General features: G+C 67.8%; 14 protein-coding genes. 5 read left to right on the top strand and 9 right to left on the bottom strand.

From position 1 onward, the window contains the following. Positions 1 to 50 precede the first annotated feature (50 nt). From betT to AC5P65_RS08805, 4 genes are all read right to left on the bottom strand, one after another. Positions 51 to 2,030, bottom strand: a complete 1,980-nt coding sequence (betT, locus tag AC5P65_RS08820) for a choline BCCT transporter BetT (protein ID WP_111098135.1) — start codon at positions 2,028 to 2,030, stop codon at positions 51 to 53. Between the two features lie 196 nt (positions 2,031 to 2,226). Continuing rightward, complete coding sequence (locus AC5P65_RS08815) at positions 2,227 to 2,607, bottom strand: VOC family protein (protein ID WP_058982339.1); 381 nt, start codon at positions 2,605 to 2,607, stop codon at positions 2,227 to 2,229. A gap of 96 nt (positions 2,608 to 2,703) precedes the next feature. After that, positions 2,704 to 3,027, bottom strand: coding sequence for a DMT family transporter (locus AC5P65_RS08810; RefSeq protein WP_021204274.1), 324 nt, complete (start codon positions 3,025 to 3,027; stop codon positions 2,704 to 2,706). Beyond that, positions 3,027 to 3,380, bottom strand: a complete 354-nt coding sequence (locus AC5P65_RS08805; RefSeq protein ID WP_019659945.1) for an SMR family transporter — start codon at positions 3,378 to 3,380, stop codon at positions 3,027 to 3,029. The genes AC5P65_RS08810 and AC5P65_RS08805 overlap by 1 nt, the downstream gene beginning before the upstream one ends. Positions 3,381 to 3,530: 150 nt before the next feature. On the opposite strand from AC5P65_RS08805, the gene AC5P65_RS08800 reads away from it, so the two are divergent. Continuing rightward, complete coding sequence (locus AC5P65_RS08800; protein ID WP_021204275.1) at positions 3,531 to 4,382, top strand: LysR family transcriptional regulator; 852 nt, start codon at positions 3,531 to 3,533, stop codon at positions 4,380 to 4,382. A gap of 68 nt (positions 4,383 to 4,450) precedes the next feature. Here AC5P65_RS08800 and AC5P65_RS08795 read toward each other — a convergent pair whose 3' ends face one another. Further along, on the bottom strand, positions 4,451 to 5,371 hold the full coding sequence (locus AC5P65_RS08795; RefSeq protein ID WP_021204276.1) for a M14 family metallopeptidase: 921 nt from the start codon (positions 5,369 to 5,371) through the stop codon (positions 4,451 to 4,453). Between the two features lie 131 nt (positions 5,372 to 5,502). Between AC5P65_RS08795 and AC5P65_RS08790 the strand changes: the two genes are divergently transcribed. The 3 genes from AC5P65_RS08790 to AC5P65_RS08780 all read left to right on the top strand — a co-directional run bounded on the left by AC5P65_RS08790 (position 5,503) and on the right by AC5P65_RS08780 (position 10,264). Further along, a complete protein-coding gene (locus AC5P65_RS08790) occupies positions 5,503 to 7,584 on the top strand; it encodes a TonB-dependent receptor family protein (RefSeq protein WP_495215507.1) in 2,082 nt (693 codons plus the stop codon). Positions 7,585 to 7,646: 62 nt separating this feature from the next. Further along, entirely contained in the window at positions 7,647 to 9,419 is a 1,773-nt protein-coding gene (locus AC5P65_RS08785) for a chloride channel protein (protein ID WP_329866533.1), read from the top strand. Between the two features lie 128 nt (positions 9,420 to 9,547). Next, on the top strand, positions 9,548 to 10,264 hold the full coding sequence (locus AC5P65_RS08780) for an MgtC/SapB family protein (RefSeq protein ID WP_010485159.1): 717 nt from the start codon (positions 9,548 to 9,550) through the stop codon (positions 10,262 to 10,264). Between the two features lie 72 nt (positions 10,265 to 10,336). Here AC5P65_RS08780 and AC5P65_RS08775 read toward each other — a convergent pair whose 3' ends face one another. Beyond that, positions 10,337 to 10,744 carry a MerR family transcriptional regulator gene (locus AC5P65_RS08775; RefSeq protein WP_019659950.1) on the bottom strand — a complete coding sequence of 136 codons (408 nt, stop codon included), beginning with the start codon at positions 10,742 to 10,744 and terminating at the stop codon, positions 10,337 to 10,339. A gap of 63 nt (positions 10,745 to 10,807) precedes the next feature. Between AC5P65_RS08775 and AC5P65_RS08770 the strand changes: the two genes are divergently transcribed. Next, complete coding sequence (locus tag AC5P65_RS08770; RefSeq protein ID WP_111098138.1) at positions 10,808 to 11,635, top strand: class I SAM-dependent methyltransferase; 828 nt, start codon at positions 10,808 to 10,810, stop codon at positions 11,633 to 11,635. Between the two features lie 85 nt (positions 11,636 to 11,720). Here AC5P65_RS08770 and AC5P65_RS08765 read toward each other — a convergent pair whose 3' ends face one another. The 3 genes from AC5P65_RS08765 to AC5P65_RS08755 all read right to left on the bottom strand — a co-directional run bounded on the left by AC5P65_RS08765 (position 11,721) and on the right by AC5P65_RS08755 (position 18,037). Then, positions 11,721 to 12,011 (bottom strand): DUF6959 family protein, encoded by a 291-nt coding sequence (locus AC5P65_RS08765; protein WP_019659952.1) that lies wholly within the window; start codon positions 12,009 to 12,011, stop codon positions 11,721 to 11,723. 119 nt (positions 12,012 to 12,130) lie between these two features. Next, positions 12,131 to 12,967, bottom strand: coding sequence for an outer membrane protein assembly factor BamE (locus AC5P65_RS08760; protein ID WP_495215506.1), 837 nt, complete (start codon positions 12,965 to 12,967; stop codon positions 12,131 to 12,133). Between the two features lie 63 nt (positions 12,968 to 13,030). Further along, positions 13,031 to 18,037 (bottom strand): YadA-like family protein, encoded by a 5,007-nt coding sequence (locus tag AC5P65_RS08755; protein ID WP_495215505.1) that lies wholly within the window; start codon positions 18,035 to 18,037, stop codon positions 13,031 to 13,033. Positions 18,038 to 18,236: the final 199 nt, after the last annotated feature.

Raw genomic sequence — 18,236 nt, 5'->3', positions numbered from 1 at the left:
CCGCCCCGTACGCGTTGCCGGCCAGCGGCCGGCACTACCATCAATGTGCATCACCGGCTCAGGTGCAGGAACTGCAGGTGCCGTTCGTACTGGCTGATGATGTCGTTGATGATCTGCTTTCGGCTGTATCCCACCAGGTCGTAATCCTGGCTGCCTTCGAACAGGTGCACCTCGGCGCGGTAGTAGCGCTGGTTGCGCAGCTGCTGCGCGGCAAACGACGGGGTCAGGTAGCCGCTCAGGATCACCCGGTACAGGAAGTCCTGCTGCTCGCCATGGTTGACCGTCAACTCCATGTCGCCCGCCTCGAAGCGCGTGGCCACGTCCCAGCCCTGCCCGCGCAGCTGCTCGGCCACCGCTTCCATCGCCGGCTTCACCGTGTCATCCATGAAGCGGTAGACCTGGTCGCGCACCGGGAAATGCATCGCCTGGCTCAGGCGCTGGCGCCAGCCCTGGTGATGGCGATCGTCTCCGATCAACGGCGATGGCCGGTACTGCAGCGCGCGCTTGCGGTGCGATTCGTCACTGAAGGCGCGGGTCAGCCCCCACATCATCAACAACAGGATCGCCGAGAACGGCAACGACGCCAGCACCACCGCCGATTTCAGTGCGTCGATACTGCCGGCCAGCAACAGGCCCGCGGTCAGCACCGCGATCACCGTGCCCCAGAACACCCGCAGCCAACGCGGACCATCATCCTCGGGTGCGCCGCCATGCGAGGACAGCGTGGACAACACCACCGCCCCCGAGTCAGCGGAGGTCACGAAGAAGATGAAGCTGACCAGCACTGTCACCGTGATCACCGCGCGGCTCCAGGGGTAGCCGTCCAGCAGCGCATACAGCACGGTCGGTGGATCATCCACCGCCAGCTGCGCCAACTGTTGCTGGCCGTGGTGCAGCACCTGGTCCAGCGCGCTGTTGCCGAAGATCGACAGCCACGCCAGGGTGAAACCCAGCGGGATCAGCAGCACGCCGAACACGAATTCGCGGATGGTGCGGCCGCGCGAGATGCGCGCGATGAACAGCCCGACAAAGGGCGCCCAGCCGATCCACCAGGCCCAGTAGAACACCGTCCAGCCGCCCAGCCATTCCGGTCGGCCGCCGTAGGCATACACATCGAAACTCTTGCCGACCACGCTGCCGAGGTAGTCGCCCAGGTTCTGCATCAGCGTGCCGAACAGGTACTGCGTCGGCCCGGCGAACAGCATGAACAGCACCAGCGCGATCGCCAGCAGCATGTTGATGTTGGCCATCCAGCGCACGCCCTTCTCGACGCCGGACACGGCCACGGCCACGGCCGCGCCCATCATGCTGACCACCAGGATGATCTGCACCAGGTTGGAGTGCGGAATGTCGAACAGGTGCGAGAGGCCGGCATTGAGGTGCAGCACACCGAAGCCCATGTCGGCACCGATGCCGAATACGGTGGCGACGATGCCCAGCGCGTCCACGGTGTAGCCGATCGGGCCATTGATGCGCTTGCCGATCAGCGGGTACAGCGCCGAGCGCAGGGCCAGTGGCAGGTTGTGGCGATAGGCGAAGTAGGCCATCGCCATCGCCGCCAGCGCGAACACGCCCCAGCCGTGCAGGCCCCAGTGCAGGAACAGCAGCTGCATGGCCTGGCGCGCGCCGGCCTCGCCTGCGGCCGGATCGCCCTGCGGCGGCTGCAGGTAGTGGGTCAGCGGTTCGGATACGCAGAAGAAGAACAGGGTGATGCTGATGCCGGCGGCGAACAGCATGCCGGCCCATGAGAGGTAACTGAACTCCGGCTCGTCATGGTCGGCACCCAGCTTGATGCCACCGTACTTGGACAGCGCCACGCCCACCACGAACACCAGGTACAGGGTCATGGCCAGCAGGTAGTACCAGCCGACGTTGAGGGCGGCCCAGTCCTGTGCCTTGAGCAGAAGGCGGCCCGCGCCGAGCGGAAACAGGCTGACGAACAGCGCGAACGCCACGACAACGATCGCCGCGAAGGCGAACACAGGCCGAAGGGTGCGCACCGGGGATTGTTGCGGCTCCAGTACTTCCATGGGGCGGCGTTCTCCGGTAGATCAAAGGGTTAGCCGACCGATTCTGGCTGAACCGCAGTGGACAGAGCATGAAGTTGCGGCCTGTGGTCGCAGGCCCGTCCGCTCATTCCGTGGTATCACGCGCGCGCTGCGACGCACCCTTGCTTGCGCGGGCCGCGCGCACCGCCTGCGGCGCGGCCACGCGCATCCTGTCCGATCACGACATTACATGCACCGCACACAGCTTGTTGCCATCCGGGTCACGCAGATAGGCCAGGAACACCTGCCGACCGGACATGTTGCGGACGCCGGGCGGATCTTCGATGGCGGTACCACCGTGAGCCACTCCAGCTTCCTGCCAGGCACGCACGGCCTCTGCACTGCCCAGACTGAAACCGATGGTGCCACCGTTGGCATGGCACGCTGGCTGCCCATCGATCGGCGCGGTTACACCGAACATCCGCCCATCCTTGAAGTACAGCAGCCGTCCCTTCTCGTCGAATACGCCCGCACGTGCCCCCATCGCGGCGAACAGGGCGTCGTAGAAGCGACGCGCGGCCTCCATGTCGTTCGTTCCTACGGTGATGTGGCTGAACATGCGGGCACTCCATGTGGAAAACCGCAGTGTCGATGAGCAGGGGCGACTTCGCAAATCGCTGCACAATCGCCGCCCCGCTCGCGACTGGGCGTGCTGCTACTTGGCGGTGCTGAGCAGCAGTACCGCCGCCGTGACCAGGGCGATGCCAACCCAGCCGATCAGCCGCAGGCGGTTACCGAACAGCAGGCGGCCGCAAGTGGCGGTACCGATCACGCCGATTGCACCCCACATCGCATAGGCGGTGGCCAGGTCCATGTAGCGCACCGCCTGGCCCAGCAGGGCGAAGGCGATCCAGACCATGACGACCGCGCCGACGCCCCAGCGCCAGCGGCGGAAGCCCTCCGACTTGGCGACCATCATGTTGGCGGCAACGTCGATCAGCGCGGAACAGATCACGAAAAACAGGGCCAGGGTATTCATCAGTGCGCCTCCCCGAGGGTGACACAGACGATGCCGACCACCGCCAGCACGAGGCCGGCCAGCTGCTGCAGCGACAGACTCTCGCCAAACACGGTGAGGCCGACCACGGTCAGCAGGGTCAGGCCCAGGCCTTCCCACACCGCATAGGCGACACCGACCGCGATGCGGCGGACCGACAGGGCCAGGAAGTAATAGGACAGCGCCAACGCGCCGGCCATGATCAGGTAGCCGGTCCAGCCACCATCGCGGGCGGCATGGGCCATGAACGAGGTGCCGACCACTTCGGCAACGATCGCCACGGTCAGGCAGGCCCAGGCGACCAGCGCGCCACGGGCGGGAACAGTACGGGACATGTGAAACTCCTTGCGGGACGCGGACAGCGCCCCGCCCTCAGTAGATCCACGCCATGCGTGGATGCCCCGCAGACAGGGGCGACGGCGGACAGTATCATCGCCTTTTACGGTCGATTCAAAATGGATACCATCGATAGGAGCGATGGATCAATGCCCTATTCCCCTGAATCCCTGCAGGCGTTCGTCGAAGCGGCCGCGCTCGGATCGTTCTCGGCGGCGGCGCGTCGCCTGCGCAAGACCCAATCGACGGTCAGCACCGCCATCGCCCACCTGGAGGCGGACCTGGGCGTCAGCCTGTTCGACCGCAGTGGACGCTACCCGCAGCTGACCGAAGCCGGGCGCCAGGTGCTCGCCCATGCCCAGGAAATCCTCGCCGCCGATACCCGCCTGCAGCAGTTGAGCGTGCGGCTGGCCGCCCCGGTCGAAGCGCGGCTGACCGTGGTGTTCTCCGACGTGTATCAGCTCGACCCGGAGCAGCGCGTGTTGCAGCGCTTTGCCGAAGCGTTCCCCGAGATCGAACTGGAATGGCTGGATGCCGAAGGCGAAGACGTGCTGGAACTGGTCGGCAGTGGTCGCGCAGCGCTGGGCCTGCTGCCGCGCCAGGAAAGCTACCCGGACGGTCTGGTGGCACGGCCGTTGGCCCATCACAGCGAACTGTCGGTGTATGTGGCGCGCGACCATGCGCTGGCCGACGCCGGCCGTCGCGCAGCTTCCCAGCTGGCACGGTACCGGCAGGTGCGATTGAGCGCGGAGGTCGACCATGCGCGGGCGGTTACCGGGCTGGCGTGGACCGCCACCGACTACCTGATGGTGATGGAGATGGCCGAGGATGGCATCGGCTGGGCCGAGCTGCCCCGCGCATTGGTGCAGCGCTACGACCGCGGGCAACTGGTGGAACTGACCCTGCCCGGGTGGCCGCGGCGCATCCACAGCGACCTGCTGTGGCGCCGCGACACGCCGCCGGGGCCAGCGGCGCTGTGGTGGGCCGACGCGTTGGGGTGAGGTAGCGCCGGCCGCTGGCCGGCAATCCTGTTGTCGCGTGGTTGCCGGCCAGCGGCCGGCACTACCGGTCAACGATGGGCGAGCGCGTAATCCAGCGACGCGCACACCGCTGCCACCTGGGCGTCGTTGCACTGCTGCGGGGTCGCCCGCGGGCTGTCCGGGTAGACCTCGGTGGTGGTGGTGTAGGTCGCACCGGTGATGCCGGCACACAGGCCCAGCTTCACCAGCGGGTACTCGATCACGCCGTGGGCCACCACCGGCGAACCGATGATCTCGCCCTTGTCGTCGGCCGGCGCGATGTGGGTGACCTTCTCCACCGCGGCGATGACTGCCTGCTGGAACGCCGCCTGCGGGTTCTCGCTGTCGTCCACCAAGTAGAAGCCATCGGGAATCAGGCCCGGCTCGAACGGTTTGCCGTCACGCGCGGCCAGCGCCGGGCGGAACTCGCTCTCGTCGCTGTCGGTGGTCTCGTGGAGGTCGATGTGCAGCACGAACTGGTCCTTGATCGGTGCGATCAGCTCCATCAGCGCGGTCGACTCGCGGGCCGGGCCATCGGCGCGGAAATTGCGGTTCGGGTCGATCGCATCGAAGTTCCAGCGGTTGATGCGCTCGAAGCCCCACGGATTCACGCACGGCGCCACCAGCAGATTGGCCTTGCCGGCGTAGTCGGCGGCGTGCTTTTCGAGGAATTCCAGCGCGCCCATCACGCCGCTGGTCTCATAACCGTGCACGCCACCGGTAACCAGGGCAGCCGGCAGCACCGGGTTCCAATCGCGGCTGCGCAGGGCGAACAGAGTGTAGGTCTCGCCAGCGTAGTCGAGCTGGCCATAGGCCACCTTGTCGAAGCGCGATGCCAGCGCCTCGATGCGGGGCAGCACCTCCTCGTCATAGCGACGCAGGCGCTGCTGGCGGCCACGCCACACCTCCCGTTCCGCCGCTCCCCACGGCTGGCCAGGGGTTCCGACGGGGTAGAAAGCGGCTTGGGACATGGCAGATCTCAGCGAGTCAGTAAGCAATCGCCCACTCTATCACCGGGGCATCGGCATGAACCGGAGGCGCATTCCAATAGCGAATGGAATCAGCAATAATTCTCATTTACGACCTTCCACAACCTGCACCGATGCCCATCCTCGCCCTGCAACCGGCCCGCCTGCCCCTGGCCGCCGCCCTCGCCCTGTGCCTGCTCCCGACCACCCGTGCCTTCGCCCAGGACGGCGCCACCACGCTGGACAGCATCCAGGTCTCCGGCAGCTGGCTGGGTACCGGCCTGCATGACAGCGTCAAGCGCTTTGCCGGCGCGCGCACCGTGGTCGACCGCCAGCGCATCGAGGCCAGCGGCGCGGCCAGCATCGGCGATGCCATGCGCCGTATTCCGGGTGTGCAGGTCACCGACAACTCCGGCACCGCTGGCAGTTCGGTGTCGCTCAACATCGGCGTGCGCGGCCTCACCGGGCGCTACTCGCCGCGCTCGACCGTCCTGTTGGACGGCGTGCCGCTGGCGGTGGCGCCGTATGGCCAGCCACAGCTGTCGTTCGCGCCGACCAGCCTGTCCAACATCGAGTCGATCGACGTGGTGCGCGGCGGCGGCGCGGTGCGCTACGGGCCGCAGAACGTCGGTGGCATCATCAACTTCAGCACCCGCGCCATTCCCACCGAGGCCGGCCTGCACGGCGAAGCCGGCGTGCGCTACACCGCCTACGACCATGGCGGCGGCGACAGCGCCCAGTACAACGCCTTCCTCGGCGGCACCGGCGACAACGGCTTGGGCGCCGCCCTGCTCTACTCCGGCCAGGACGGCCGCGGCTGGCGCCAGGGCAGCGATGACCGCTTCAACGATCTCGCACTGAAGTTCGCTTACGCGATCGACGAACAGCAGGAGCTGCGCGCCAAGCTGTCCTACTATGACGTGCGTTCACTGACCCCGGGCGGCCTGACCCGTGCGCAGTACGAGGCCGATCCGTTCCAGAACACCCGCCCCACCGATTTCTGGAAGGGCCACCGCACCGGCATCGACCTGGGCTACACCAACACCCTGTCGGCCAACAGCGAGTTCGAGGTGCTGGCCTATTACAACGAGAGCACCCGTGCCAGCTCGCTGATCAACGCCGCCAACACCCAGTTGACCGTGCAGCCGCGCGACTACCGCGTGCTTGGCATCGAGCCGCGCAATACCCAGCGCCTGCACTGGGGCAGCGCGGTGCATGACATCACCGCCGGCTACCGCTTCCTGCGCGAGCGCGGCAACGACCGCAGCTACACCGTCGCCCGCCGCACCGGCGCGGCCAGTGCCACCACCCGCTTCGACAACGCCACCGACGCGCACGCCTTCTACATCGACGACCGCATTGCGATCGGCCAGTGGCGGATCACGCCGGGCGTGCGCATGGAATGGATCGACATGGACCGCCGCCAGGCCGGAGGCACGGCGACCTTCAGCAGCCGCAACGACAAGGCCCTGCCCTCGCTCAACATCGCCTACCTGCTGACGCCGCAGCTGACCGTGTTCGGCAACTACACCACCTCGTTCGGACCGGTACAGAACATCCAGCTCAATTCGCAGACCGCCAGCAATCCGCTGAACCCGGAAGTGGCCAAGACCACCGAGCTGGGCGCACGCTGGCAGGATGGGGCACTGCGCGCGGAAGTGACCGTGTTCAAGATGCGCTTCGACAACCAGATCCTGCAGGTGCCGGGCATCACCCCGCCCACCTTCCAGAACATTGGTGCCACCGACCACAAGGGTGTGGAGAGCGCACTGGAGTACCACTTCGCCGAGGACGGCGCGCTGGCCGGGCTGGAGCTGTACGCCAACTACACCTGGACCAAGGCGATCCAGCAGTCCGGCGACAACCGTGGCCTGGACGTGCCGTTCTACTCGCGCGACACCGACAGCATCGGCGCCCGCTACGCGCTGGCCGGCTGGACCTTCAACGTCTCCAGCACCCACCAGAGCGGCCAGTTCTCCGACGCCGCCAACACCTGGGCCGAGAGCGCTGACGCGCGCGTGGGACGCGTGCCGGGCGTACGCCTGTGGAATGCCCAAGTGGCCTGGCAGGTGCCGGGGCTGGGTAACAGCGAGATCGCGCTGGGCGTGAACAACCTGGCCGACAAGCGCTGGTACACCCGCAACGTCGATGGCAACGCAGGCCGCATGGTGGCCGCGCCGCGCACCTTCTACGTACAGGGCCGCTACCGCTTCTGAGCCGGTAGCCGCCCGATGCGGTGACGGTGGCGCTCACGGTGGCGGCGTATCATGCCGCCACCATGTCTTCGCCCGTTCCGCCATCGCGCCTGCATCTGGCCTTCCAGGGCCTGCGCCTGCGGCTGCGCGGCAGCGACCTGTGGTTCATCGCGCTGGCGCTGCTGGTTGGCCTGATCGCCGGCTACCTGACCCTGCTGCAGTCGGGCATCGCGCGCTGGCTGCAGGGCACGTTGTATGGGCTGGACGACGGCATGCGGCTGAGCTCCCTGCCCTCGCTGACCTGGACCGCGCTACTGGTGCTGCCACTGGGCGGGCTGCTGGTCGGCCTGGTCAGCCTGGCGGCGACGCGACTGAAACGGCCACTGCTCGATGCGGTGGAAGCCAATGCGCTGCACGGCGGCCGCATGTCGATGCGCGACAACCTGATCGTGCTGACCCAGACCCTGCTGTCCAACGGCTGCGGCGCGTCGGTCGGCCTTGAGGCTTCGTATACGCAGATGGGCGCGGGCAGCGGCTCGCAGCTGGGCCGGGTGATGCGCCTGCGTCGCAACGACGTGCGCATCCTGGTCGGTGCCGGTGCCGCCGGTGCCATCGCCGCTGCGTTTGGTGCGCCGCTAGCCGGTGCGTTCTACGCCTTCGAGATCGTCATCGGCGCCTACACCCCCGCTGCGCTGGCACCGGTGGCCGTGGCCGCACTGGCCGGTGCGTTCGTGGCCGATCAGGCCGGCATCGAGGCTTACCTGCTGCCCGCCGCTTCGACCATAGACGTACGCGCCGCCGACTACGCCATTTACGGACTGCTGGGCTGCTGCTGCGCGATGGTCGGCATTGTCATCATGCGCCTGATCGCGTCCATTGAAGGGAGGGTCAAGCGCAGCCCGTTGCCGCTGTGGGGCCGCCCGGTGGTGGGTGGCCTGCTGCTGATCCCGCTGGCCCTGGCCAGTCCGCAGGTGCTGTCGTCCGGCCATGGCGCGCTGCACTTGGACCTGACTACCCACCTGCCGTTGATCTGGATCGGCGGCCTGCTGACCCTGAAGTGCCTGGCCTCGGGCATCTCGCTGGGCTTCGGCTTCCGTGGCGGCCTGTTCTTCGCCTCGCTGTTCATGGGCACCCTGGTCGGCGCCCTGTTCGCCGGCGTGCTGGCGATGGCCACCGGCGTGCCGGTAATCGACGCCACGTCCGCCGCGCTGGCCGGCATGGCAGCGTTGGCCGCGGCGGTGGTCGGCGCGCCAATGACCATGGCCATGCTGGTGCTGGAAGGCACGCACGATTTCCTGCTGACCAGCGTGGTGATGAGCGCGGTACTGGTGTCCAGCACGCTGGTGCGGCAGTGGTTCGGCTACTCGTTCTCGACCTGGCGCATGCACCTGCGCGGCGAGACCATCAAGAGCGCCCGCGACGTGGGCTGGGTGCAGAACCTCAACGCCGGCCGGCTGATGCGCAAGGGCGTGGCCACTACTCCGGCCGATCTCGATGCCGCCGCGTTCCGCCAGCGCTTCCCGCTGGGCTCGGGCAGCCGGGTGATCCTGATCGACAGCGAGGGCCACTACGCTGGCATCGTGCAGATTCCACGGGTCTACGGCGATGGCGTGAAACCGGAGACCATGATCGGCGAGCTGGCCGAGAACCGTGACGTTTCACTGTCGCCGGCCGCGGACGTGGTCAGCGTGATGCAGCGTTTCGACCAGACCCAGGCCGACGAACTGGCGGTGGTCGGCGCCGACGGCCAGGTGCTGGGCGTCGTCTCCGAAGCCTTCGTGCGCAAGCGCTACGCCGAGGAACTGGACAAGCGCCAGCGCGAGCTGATGGGCGAGCGCGTCGAGGACACCGACTGACCCCGCAAAAAGGGGACGGAGGGGATTAAGTCGTTTCTGGCACGCTGACTAACCACGCGTGACGTGGACCGCTGGAAATCCACGCATGGCGTGGATCTACTGTCACCTCGACCGGGTAGACTCCGGCCATGCGCTTCATTGAGACCTTCCAGGCCGGTCCCTTCGCCGACACCGTGGTCAGCCTGCTGGCCGCCTTCGTGCTGGGCACGCTGATCGGCGCCGAGCGCCAGTACCGGCAACGCACCGCCGGCCTGCGCACCAATGTGCTGGTGGCCGTCGGCGCCGCTGCCTTCGTCGACCTCGGCATGCGCATCGCCGGCAGTGCCGAGGCGGTGCGGGTGATCTCCTACGTGGTCTCCGGCGTCGGCTTCCTCGGCGCCGGCGTGATCATGAAGGAAGGCATGAACGTGCGCGGCCTGAACACCGCCGCCACCCTGTGGTGCTCTGCGGCGGTGGGCAGCTGCACCGGCGCGGACATGCTGGCCGAAGGCGTGCTGCTGACCGTGCTGATCATCGCCGGAAACACCCTGCTGCGGCCGCTGGTGAATGCGATCAACCGCATTCCGATCAATGAGGCCGCCACCGAGGCGACCTACGAAGTGCGCCTGAGCGTGGATGCCGAAGCCGTGCCGCGCGTGCGCGAGCGGTTGGTCGACGCGCTGGAAGCAGCGCAGTATCCGGTCGGTGATGTGCAGCTGGTCGAGCATGCCGACGCGCCTACCGATGTGATCGCGGTGCTGGTCAGTACGGCGGTGAGTGCCGATGAGCTGGACGTGGTGCTGGCGCGGATGGAGCACGTGCCGGGCGTGCTGCATGCCACCTGGGAAGTCAGTACCCGCGATTGATTCCATCCACGCATGGCGTGGATCTACCGAGGTCGTGGTGAAGTAGATCCACGCCATGCGTGGATGCATCTCTCACCGACCCGCCATGCGCTGCTGCGCACGCAGCAGTTTCTGGAACGAACCGCACTTCCGGGCGTCCTCCGCCTGCGGGCAGGCCGCCGCGCGTTGCAGGTGCCGGCGCACCCGTTGCAGCCGGGTGATCTGCCGCTGCAGCACATCGGCCTGCGCCAGCAGGGCCTCCCGATCCAGGGAGATGCACCCGCGCTGCAGTGGCAGCGATGCCCCGATCTGCTGCAGCGACAGACCGGCCGCCTGGCCGAGGCCGATCAACGCGAGCCGTTCCAGCACCTGCTCGTCGTACTGCCGGCGCAGGCCGCGACGGCCCAGTGCCTGCAGCAGCCCAAGTTGTTCGTAGTAGCGCAGGGTCGAGGCCGGCACGCCGCTGCGCTTGACCACCTCGCCAATATCCAGTTCGCGCACGGGCTTGACCTCAAGTGACCTTCAAGCGCCAACCTATGGGCAACTACCCACCGAGGCAAGGCCATGGCCAGCACCCCCCCCCTTGATCAGAACGCCCTGTGGAACGGCCCTGGCGGCCAGGTCTGGGTTGCGCAGCAGGCCATTCTCGATGGCCTGTTCCAGCCGATGGCCGACCTGCTCGTGGCCGAACTTCCGGAAACCGTCACGCAACTGCTCGACATCGGCTGCGGTACCGGGGCCAGCCTGCTGGCATCAGCCGCCGCACGCCCGTCGGCGCACTGCACCGGCCTGGACATCTCCGCGCCGATGCTGGCGCTGGCCCGTCAACGCGCCGAGGCGGCAGGGCTGGACGCAGACTTCATCGTCGCCGACGCACAGCAGCATCCGTTGCCCACCGCGCACTTCGACTGGATCCAATCTCGGTTGGGCGTGATGTTCTTCGAAGATACCGAGGCCGCCTTCGTCAACCTGCGCCGCGCCACGCGGCCCGGTGCCGGCCTGCGTTTCATTGCCTGGCGCAGCGCTGACGAGAATCCATTCATGACCACGGCCGAGCGCGCGATCGGCGATGCGCTTGAGCTTCCGCCGCGCGCACCCGGTGCCCCGGGACAGTTCGCCTTCGCAGATGGCCAACGCGTGCAGCGCCTGTTGCAGGCCGCCGGCTGGAAGGATGTGGAGGTGGTTGCGGTGGACCTTCCGTGTTCGATCGCACGCGATGAGCTGCCGACCTACGTCGGCCAGCTGGGCCCGGTGGGCCAGGCGCTGCGGGCGCTGCCCGAAGCGGAGGCCGCCGGGCTGCGCGACCAGGCGCTGGCAGCATTCACACCATTCATCGAGGGCGATCGGGTCCGCGTGGGTGCTGCCTGCTGGTTGATCCGCGCACGCGCATGACACAGAAAAGGGGACGGAGGGGATTAAGTCGTCCATGTCCCTGCCGTGCCGGGAACGACTTAATCCCCTCCGTCCCCTTTTTCTTCTACAGTGCCTCGCCGGCGTCGGCCAGGCGCGATTCGATCAGCGCATACCACTGCTGCAACACGTCGATGAGCATGTCCAGTTCGGCGTCGGTGCGCTGTGCGCGACCACTGCGCAGGCAGGCCTGGGCCTCCTGCAGCTGGGCAAGGAACCCGGCCACGGTATCGGCCTGCAGGATCAGGCCTGGCAGGCGCCGCCCCGGAATGCGTACCACGGCATGGTTGCCGAGCTGGCCGTACACGCTGAGTGTGGTTTCCGTCTTCATGGAAAGAGGCAGGAATTGAGCGTTCATCGCGTGCACCGTTAGAAGACCTGAGCCGCAGGCAGGCGTGGACGACGGGGGAGACGTTGCCACGCCTGCCGGCGGTCAGGGGGGACTCGGGACCGGGGCCTGGCCCCGGTGAGGGAATTTCAGCGCGGCTGTGCCACTCCGGCGATCTGCACGCGGCGGTTTGGCGCCAGGCAGGCGATCAGCGCGCGCCGATTGCGCTGCTCGCACTGCACGATCGGCTCGGCCGCGCCGCGCCCTTCGGCGCTGATGCTGGCTGCAGGCACGCCGCCCTGCACCAGCGCGCTGCGCACGGCCTCGGCGCGGCGCTGCGACAGGGTCTGGTTGTAGCTGGCACTGCCGATACGGTCGGTGTAGCCGGTCACCCGGATCGACTGCACCTGTGCGGCTTCACGCACCTGCGCCAGGATGCCCTGCACCGCCTGCTGGCCCTCGGCGCTGAGTACAGCGCTGTCGAAGCCGAACAGCGCGTCGGCAGACAGCCGCAGCGGCTGTTCTGGCAGCGGTGCCGGTGCCGGCGGGGCCGGTGGCCGCGGCGGCTCCAGCACGGCCGCGCACGATTCCGGCTTCCAGTACCCCGCCTGGGCAATGCCCTTGCTGTCAAAGCGGACCTGGAACTGGCAGGTGAAGTACTCCGCGCCCTGCGCGGTGCGGAAGTTGAACAGGTAGTTCCACTCGCGCACGCCCCACATGCCTTCATTGAAATGCGGCGTGCCCAGCAGCGTGTACAACTGCCGCTTGCTCATGCCCGGCGCGAAGCGGCGCAGGTCGGCGACGTCCGGATAGATGCCTTCCTTCAACGAGGCCCTGAAGGCCTCCGGGAACTGCACGGCGGTGGCTTCGGCAGGAACGTCCGTGGCCGGCGCATGGCTGCGGCAGGCGGCCAGCAGGCCCATCCCCAGGATCAGGCCCAGCGTAGCGGCATGTTGGCCGGCGCGGGCGATACGATGCTGTTTCATGTCATTCCCCCTGTAGACGTTTCCGCGGTACCGGGCCGCGCGTGCGGCCCGGCGGCGGAGATATCACCACTGGATGCCGGCACCGACGGCCACGCCGGCCTCGCCACGGCTGTTGGTCGAACCGCTGAACTTGTAGATCCAGCGGCCGCCTTCGGAGACACCGGAGATGCCCAGCGCCACGCCCGATTCGCCGTTGTAGCTGCCAGCCGCGATCGAGGCCATGCTGCGGCCCGCCTCGCTGGGCTGCGGCAGCGCTGCGGTGGCCATCGCCGAGGCGATACCGGCCGAAGCACGGTTGTCGGTCTTGCGCAGGTCGCGCTCGAAGCCACCCATGCGCTCGTCGGTGTAGGCCTTGGACCAGTCCAGGGTTTGCGCCATCCCCGACTTCAGCTGATCCACGTTGACCGCGTCGGTACCGGCGGTACCAGCGGCAACGTTGCGCACCGTGGTCGGGCCGCTGCCGGTGGATCCCAGCGTGACGCTGTTGTAATTGGTCGCACCGTTCACCGTGGTGTCGTAGCGGAGCGTACCCTGCTGCGAGGCCTGCAGCTGGCGCACGTTGACCGCGTCGGTGGCCTGCGAGCCGTCAGCCACGTTGACCACCTGGCGTTCGGCGCCGCTCGCACCCACCGAGACCGTGTTGGCCCGGTTCGCCACCGAACCCGCACCCAATGCCACCGAGTTGTCGGCCTGCGCCTGTGAACCATTGCCCAGCGCGGTCGAGTTGGTCCCGGCGGCGGTGGAGCCTGCACCGCCGGCGGCCGAGTTGGCACCGCTGGCGGACGGGTCGGCCAGGTTGTTGGTATTGTTGGCGCGGAAGCTGCCGGCCACGTTGGTGATGTTCTGGATCTTCTGGTCGGTGTACTTCTTCGATTCGTCGATGGCGTAGTTCACGCCGTTCTTCAGCTGGCCGACATTGGTCGCGTCGTACGTGTCGGAACCGTCGGCGACATGGGTGATCTTGCGCTCGCTGCCGGTGCTGCCGACCGAGACCTCACCGGCCGAGTTGCTGGCGCCGGTCTGGCCGTAGGCACCGGTGTAGCCGCTCTGCGCACCAACGCTGGCCACCGAACCGGCACCCAGGGCGACGCTGTTGCCTGCACTGGCGCTGGCACCGTTGCCGACCGCCACGCTGTTGGCACCGGCCGCACTGGCCTGCGGGCCGACCGCCACCGCTTCCGCACCGGCCGCGGTGGCTGCGGCCGCCGTCGAGTTCACCGCCAGGTAGGCACTGCCACCGCCACCGTTGGTGATGCGCTGGTTGAGGACCTTCAGCGAGCCATCGACGGCAGTGAAGGCGGCGGTGACGTTGTTGTAATCGCCGCTGCTGAAGGTGCCATCGGTGGCGATGCTGGAGATGCTGAACGTCGGCGCGGTCCACGCGTTGGTGGTGCCGTTGTAGGCAGTGGTGCCGCCGAAGTAGTTGGCGATGGTGCTGTGGGTGCTGAACAGCTGGTCGCCGGTGATGGCGTCGCTGCTGCCGGCCAGGATGCTGCCGGCGGCGACGTTGGTGATCTTCACCGCACCGCTGCCGGTGCCCGTCAGCGTCACGCTGTTGAGCACGTTGCCGCTGCCGTCGACGTCGTACTTCACGGCCAGCTTGTCGATCTCGCCGGTCTGGTCGGCCACATTGGCCAGTGAATTGCTGACCGCGTCGAAGGCGGTACCGACGTCGTTGTAGCTGCCCTTGGTCACGGTGCCGTTGGCGGCAACGTTGTTGATCGAATAGGTCGGCGCGGTCAGTACGCCGCTGGCGTTGACCGCCGCGCCACCTCCGAGGTGGGTGGCAACGGCCTGGTTGGCCGCAAACAGCTGGGCACCGTTGATGGCCTCGCTGCTGGTGGCACTGACCTGGCCCGGGCCCAGGTTGCGCAGCGTGGTGGCGGTGCCGCTCTGGCCCAGCGTGGCACTGGCGTAGTTGACGCTGCCGTCGCCGTTGAGGTCATAGCGCAGGGCGCCCTGCTCCGAGGCCTGCAGCTGGCCCAGGTTGACCGCATCGGTCGCTGCGGTACCGGCCGCCATGTTGGTGACCTGGCGCTCGGCACCGGCGGCACCGATGGATACGCTGTTGGCACGGTCAGCCAGGCTGCCGGCGCCCACCGCGATGCTGTTGGAGGCGGTGGCGCGGGCATTGGTACCAACCGCGATCGAGTCGGCGCCGGTGGCCACGGCCTCGGTACCGGTCGAGTTCACCCGCAGGTACTTGGTACCGCCGTTGCGGATATCGGTGATCTGCGTGTTGAGGTTGACCAGCGAACCATCCACCGCCGCGAAGGCATCGGTGGCGTTGGTGTACAGGCCCTGGGCGATGGCGCCGGTGGTGGAGATCGTGCTGATCTCGAACAGCGGCGCAGTGAAGGCACCGCTGGCCGGATCGAACGCGGCGCGGCCACCGAAGAAGCTGGCGATGGCGGCGTTGGTCGCAGCCAGTTGGCCACCGTTGACTGCTTCCAGGCTGCCCGCGGTGACCGCGCCGCCGGCCAGGTTGCCGATGGTGGTGGTGCCAGTGCCCGCGCCAAGCGTCACCCGACGGTAGTTCGGGTTGCCGGCACCGTCCAGGTCGTAGGTCACCGCAGCTGCCGCCACATCATCGATCAGGCTGATGGCGCCCTTCAACTGGGCCACATTGACCGCATCGGTGTTGACGCTGCCGGCAGCCACGTTGGTGATCTGGCGCTCGCCGCCACCGGCGGTGCCCACCGATACTTCGCCGGCCGAGACCTGCGGTGCAGTGAGGCCATAAGCGCTGTAGCTGGCCTGCGCGCCGCGCAGTGCAGCCGAACGGTAGCCCAGTGCGACCGAGTTCGCCTGGTTGGAGGTGGCTTCAGCACCCAGCAGGGTCTGGCCGTTGGCGGTACCGACGGCACTGTCACCGACGATCACCGAATGGCCCATGCGCGCAGCGTAGTCTGCGGTCGGGACGCCGGTCGGGTTGGTGGGATCGTTCACGCCATCGCCCGGGAAGGCAACGTTGGCATCGACCCTGGGCAGTTCGTGCCGTGCATTGGCGCCGATCACCACTTCCTTCGAACCGTTGGCGAAGGCGCCGTCACCCATCAGCACCTGGTAGTCCTGTGCCGCGTTGACGGCCCAGCAGGAGATGTCGGCCAGCGCGATGTCCAGGCACTTCGCCGCCCATTCCGGCGAATCCGTTGGCAGCAGCAGCCCGAGCAGGCCACCCGGATTGCCGTTGTTGATGTTGTAGATGTAACTGTCCGAGGTAACGCCGCCAATAAGCGTCAGGTGCGAGCTGCCGCCAGTGACGGCGCCGCCGAGGCCATTGAGGGTGCTACCGACCGGCGACAGGTTGACCACCGGCAGGCCCAGCACATTGACCGTCGAGTAGGTCTGCATCACGTTGGCGTTGCTGAGCTTGAGATTGCCGTTGCTCAGGTAGCCGTCGCCGCCGAACAGGCTGCTGGTGGTCGGCCCGATGAGCTGGCCGACATTGCCGACCAGGCCACCGGTGCCGATGATCAGGCCCGCGTTCGGGTCGGCCGGCGCCGGCGCCTTTGGGCTGGTGGGCGGTATGGCCGAGGGTTGGGTCAGGCCGAGCCCGCCAAGCGTGCCGCCGACCAGCCCGCCTACGGCACTGCCGAGATTGCCGATGGTGCCGTTGAGGTTGCCGTTGAGCAGGTTGCCTACGGCGCTGCCGACATTGCCCAGCGTATCGCCCAGCAGGCCACCCAGGCCGCCGAGGCTGCCACCTGTAGCGCCGTTGAGTACACCGCCGACGGTGCTGCCCACTGCACCCGCTGTACTGTTGAGCGTGCCGCCAACGGCACCGCCAACGGCACCGACGGTGCCAACTGCATCGTTGAGCGCGCCACCGACGGTGCTGCCGACCGAACCGACCGTGCCGTTGAGTGCACCACCCACGGTGCCGCCAACTGCGCCAACCGTGCCAACAGCCCCGTTCACTGCACCACCCACCGCGCTACCGACAGTTCCAACGGTGCCATCGAGCGTGCTGCCCAGTGCTTCGCCTACCGTTCCAACCGTGCCGTGCAAGGCGCCGCCGACCGCACCAACCGTGTTGCCTACGGTGCCATCAAGCACGCCACCTACGGCGCCGCCTGCCGCGCCGACAACGCCGCCCACCAGGCCATCGACGCCCAGCGCGCTGTCCTGCGCCGCCACGGTCGCTTGGCCGGCCAGCTTCAGATTGCGGTCGGCCACGACTTCGTGGCCACCCGGCGCCTGCACGCGCACGTTGCCGGCAACACCGGTATCGAAGGCCGCGGTGATCGCACGATCATGAGTCTCGCCCGGCAGCTCCTCCTTGGCCGGCAGCGTGACCGCCGCCGTCGCCTTGACCTGCCCCTGGCCGTCGATCTGGTGGCCCGCCAGCTTCAGCTGCGAATCCACCTTGCCGTCAACGGACGCCTTGAGGCCGGACAGCGAGCCAGCCGGTGCGCCAGCAACAGCGGCGGCCGCCTTGGCACCGGTATCGATCGAGGCCACCTGGGTACCGGCGATGCCAACGCCGGCCTTCGCCTGGGCATCCGCAGCCACACCGAGCGGCGCATGCGCGGACGGCGCAACGTTGGCCGCCAGCGATGCATCAATCTTCGCCACATGGGACGCTGCATGACCCAGCCCGACATTGGCGCGGACATCGGCAGCCAGCGCAGGAACCGCGACCTGCTTCGGCGCAGCGCTCGCCGCCAGCTTCACCTGCACGGTGGCCGGCAGCACGTCGCGTACGATCGGCAGCGAGTTCGTACTCAGCTGCAGGCCGACACGCGCGTCAGCGCTGATAGCCGGACTGCTCTGCGCCTGGCGCGATGCGGCAGCCAGCGCCACTTCCGCGTCGACCTTGACCGGCATCGGCTGCGCGTACTTGGCTGCGAGCGCCTGCAGGTCGCGCAGCGACTGATTGGATTCGGTTGCGCCTGCATGCCCGCTGGCCAGCGCACACAGCAGGGCCAGGGCCAGTGCGGTCGGCATCAGCAGTGCACTGCGCGGATCGCGGGCGGCGCTGCCGCCGCTGTCGCCGGTGGCCAGTTCCGAGGCCACAACCAGAGCATTGAGCTGGCGGTTCCATACACGCCGGTAGATGCGGTTCATGAGCATTTCCCCCGTAGGCGAACAACTGGAATGTCAGTGGACTTGCCGTTAGGCAGGTGACTGACATTTCAGCGTTTGCAACGGCGGTGGCGCACTTCAATCCGGCACGGCAATCGCGCATTCCGGCAAATCCACGGCCGGAATCGGCAGCCGTCTACGCAGAAGCGGCAGCATGATCGGCAAACGGATGCGCAATTCC

This window comes from Stenotrophomonas sp. YJH_SMC_48-3 (assembly GCF_059369375.1).
Note: the sequence above shows the minus strand (reverse complement) of the source record. Positions and strands in the feature narration are given on the sequence as shown.

Coding starts and splice junctions, on each gene's coding strand:
- AC5P65_RS08810 (WP_021204274.1), bottom strand. CDS start 3,027: ATGAATACCCTGGCCCTGTTTTTCGTGATCTGTTCCGCGCTGATCGAC.
- AC5P65_RS08805 (WP_019659945.1), bottom strand. CDS start 3,380: ATGTCCCGTACTGTTCCCGCCCGTGGCGCGCTGGTCGCCTGGGCCTGC.
- AC5P65_RS08760 (WP_495215506.1), bottom strand. CDS start 12,967: ATGAAACAGCATCGTATCGCCCGCGCCGGCCAACATGCCGCTACGCTG.
- AC5P65_RS08800 (WP_021204275.1), top strand. CDS start 3,531: ATGCCCTATTCCCCTGAATCCCTGCAGGCGTTCGTCGAAGCGGCCGCG.
- AC5P65_RS08755 (WP_495215505.1), bottom strand. CDS start 18,037: ATGAACCGCATCTACCGGCGTGTATGGAACCGCCAGCTCAATGCTCTG.
- AC5P65_RS08770 (WP_111098138.1), top strand. CDS start 10,808: ATGGCCAGCACCCCCCCCCTTGATCAGAACGCCCTGTGGAACGGCCCT.
- AC5P65_RS08790 (WP_495215507.1), top strand. CDS start 5,503: ATGCCCATCCTCGCCCTGCAACCGGCCCGCCTGCCCCTGGCCGCCGCC.
- AC5P65_RS08780 (WP_010485159.1), top strand. CDS start 9,548: ATGCGCTTCATTGAGACCTTCCAGGCCGGTCCCTTCGCCGACACCGTG.
- betT (WP_111098135.1), bottom strand. CDS start 2,030: ATGGAAGTACTGGAGCCGCAACAATCCCCGGTGCGCACCCTTCGGCCT.
- AC5P65_RS08785 (WP_329866533.1), top strand. CDS start 7,647: ATGTCTTCGCCCGTTCCGCCATCGCGCCTGCATCTGGCCTTCCAGGGC.
- AC5P65_RS08765 (WP_019659952.1), bottom strand. CDS start 12,011: ATGAACGCTCAATTCCTGCCTCTTTCCATGAAGACGGAAACCACACTC.
- AC5P65_RS08815 (WP_058982339.1), bottom strand. CDS start 2,607: ATGTTCAGCCACATCACCGTAGGAACGAACGACATGGAGGCCGCGCGT.
- AC5P65_RS08795 (WP_021204276.1), bottom strand. CDS start 5,371: ATGTCCCAAGCCGCTTTCTACCCCGTCGGAACCCCTGGCCAGCCGTGG.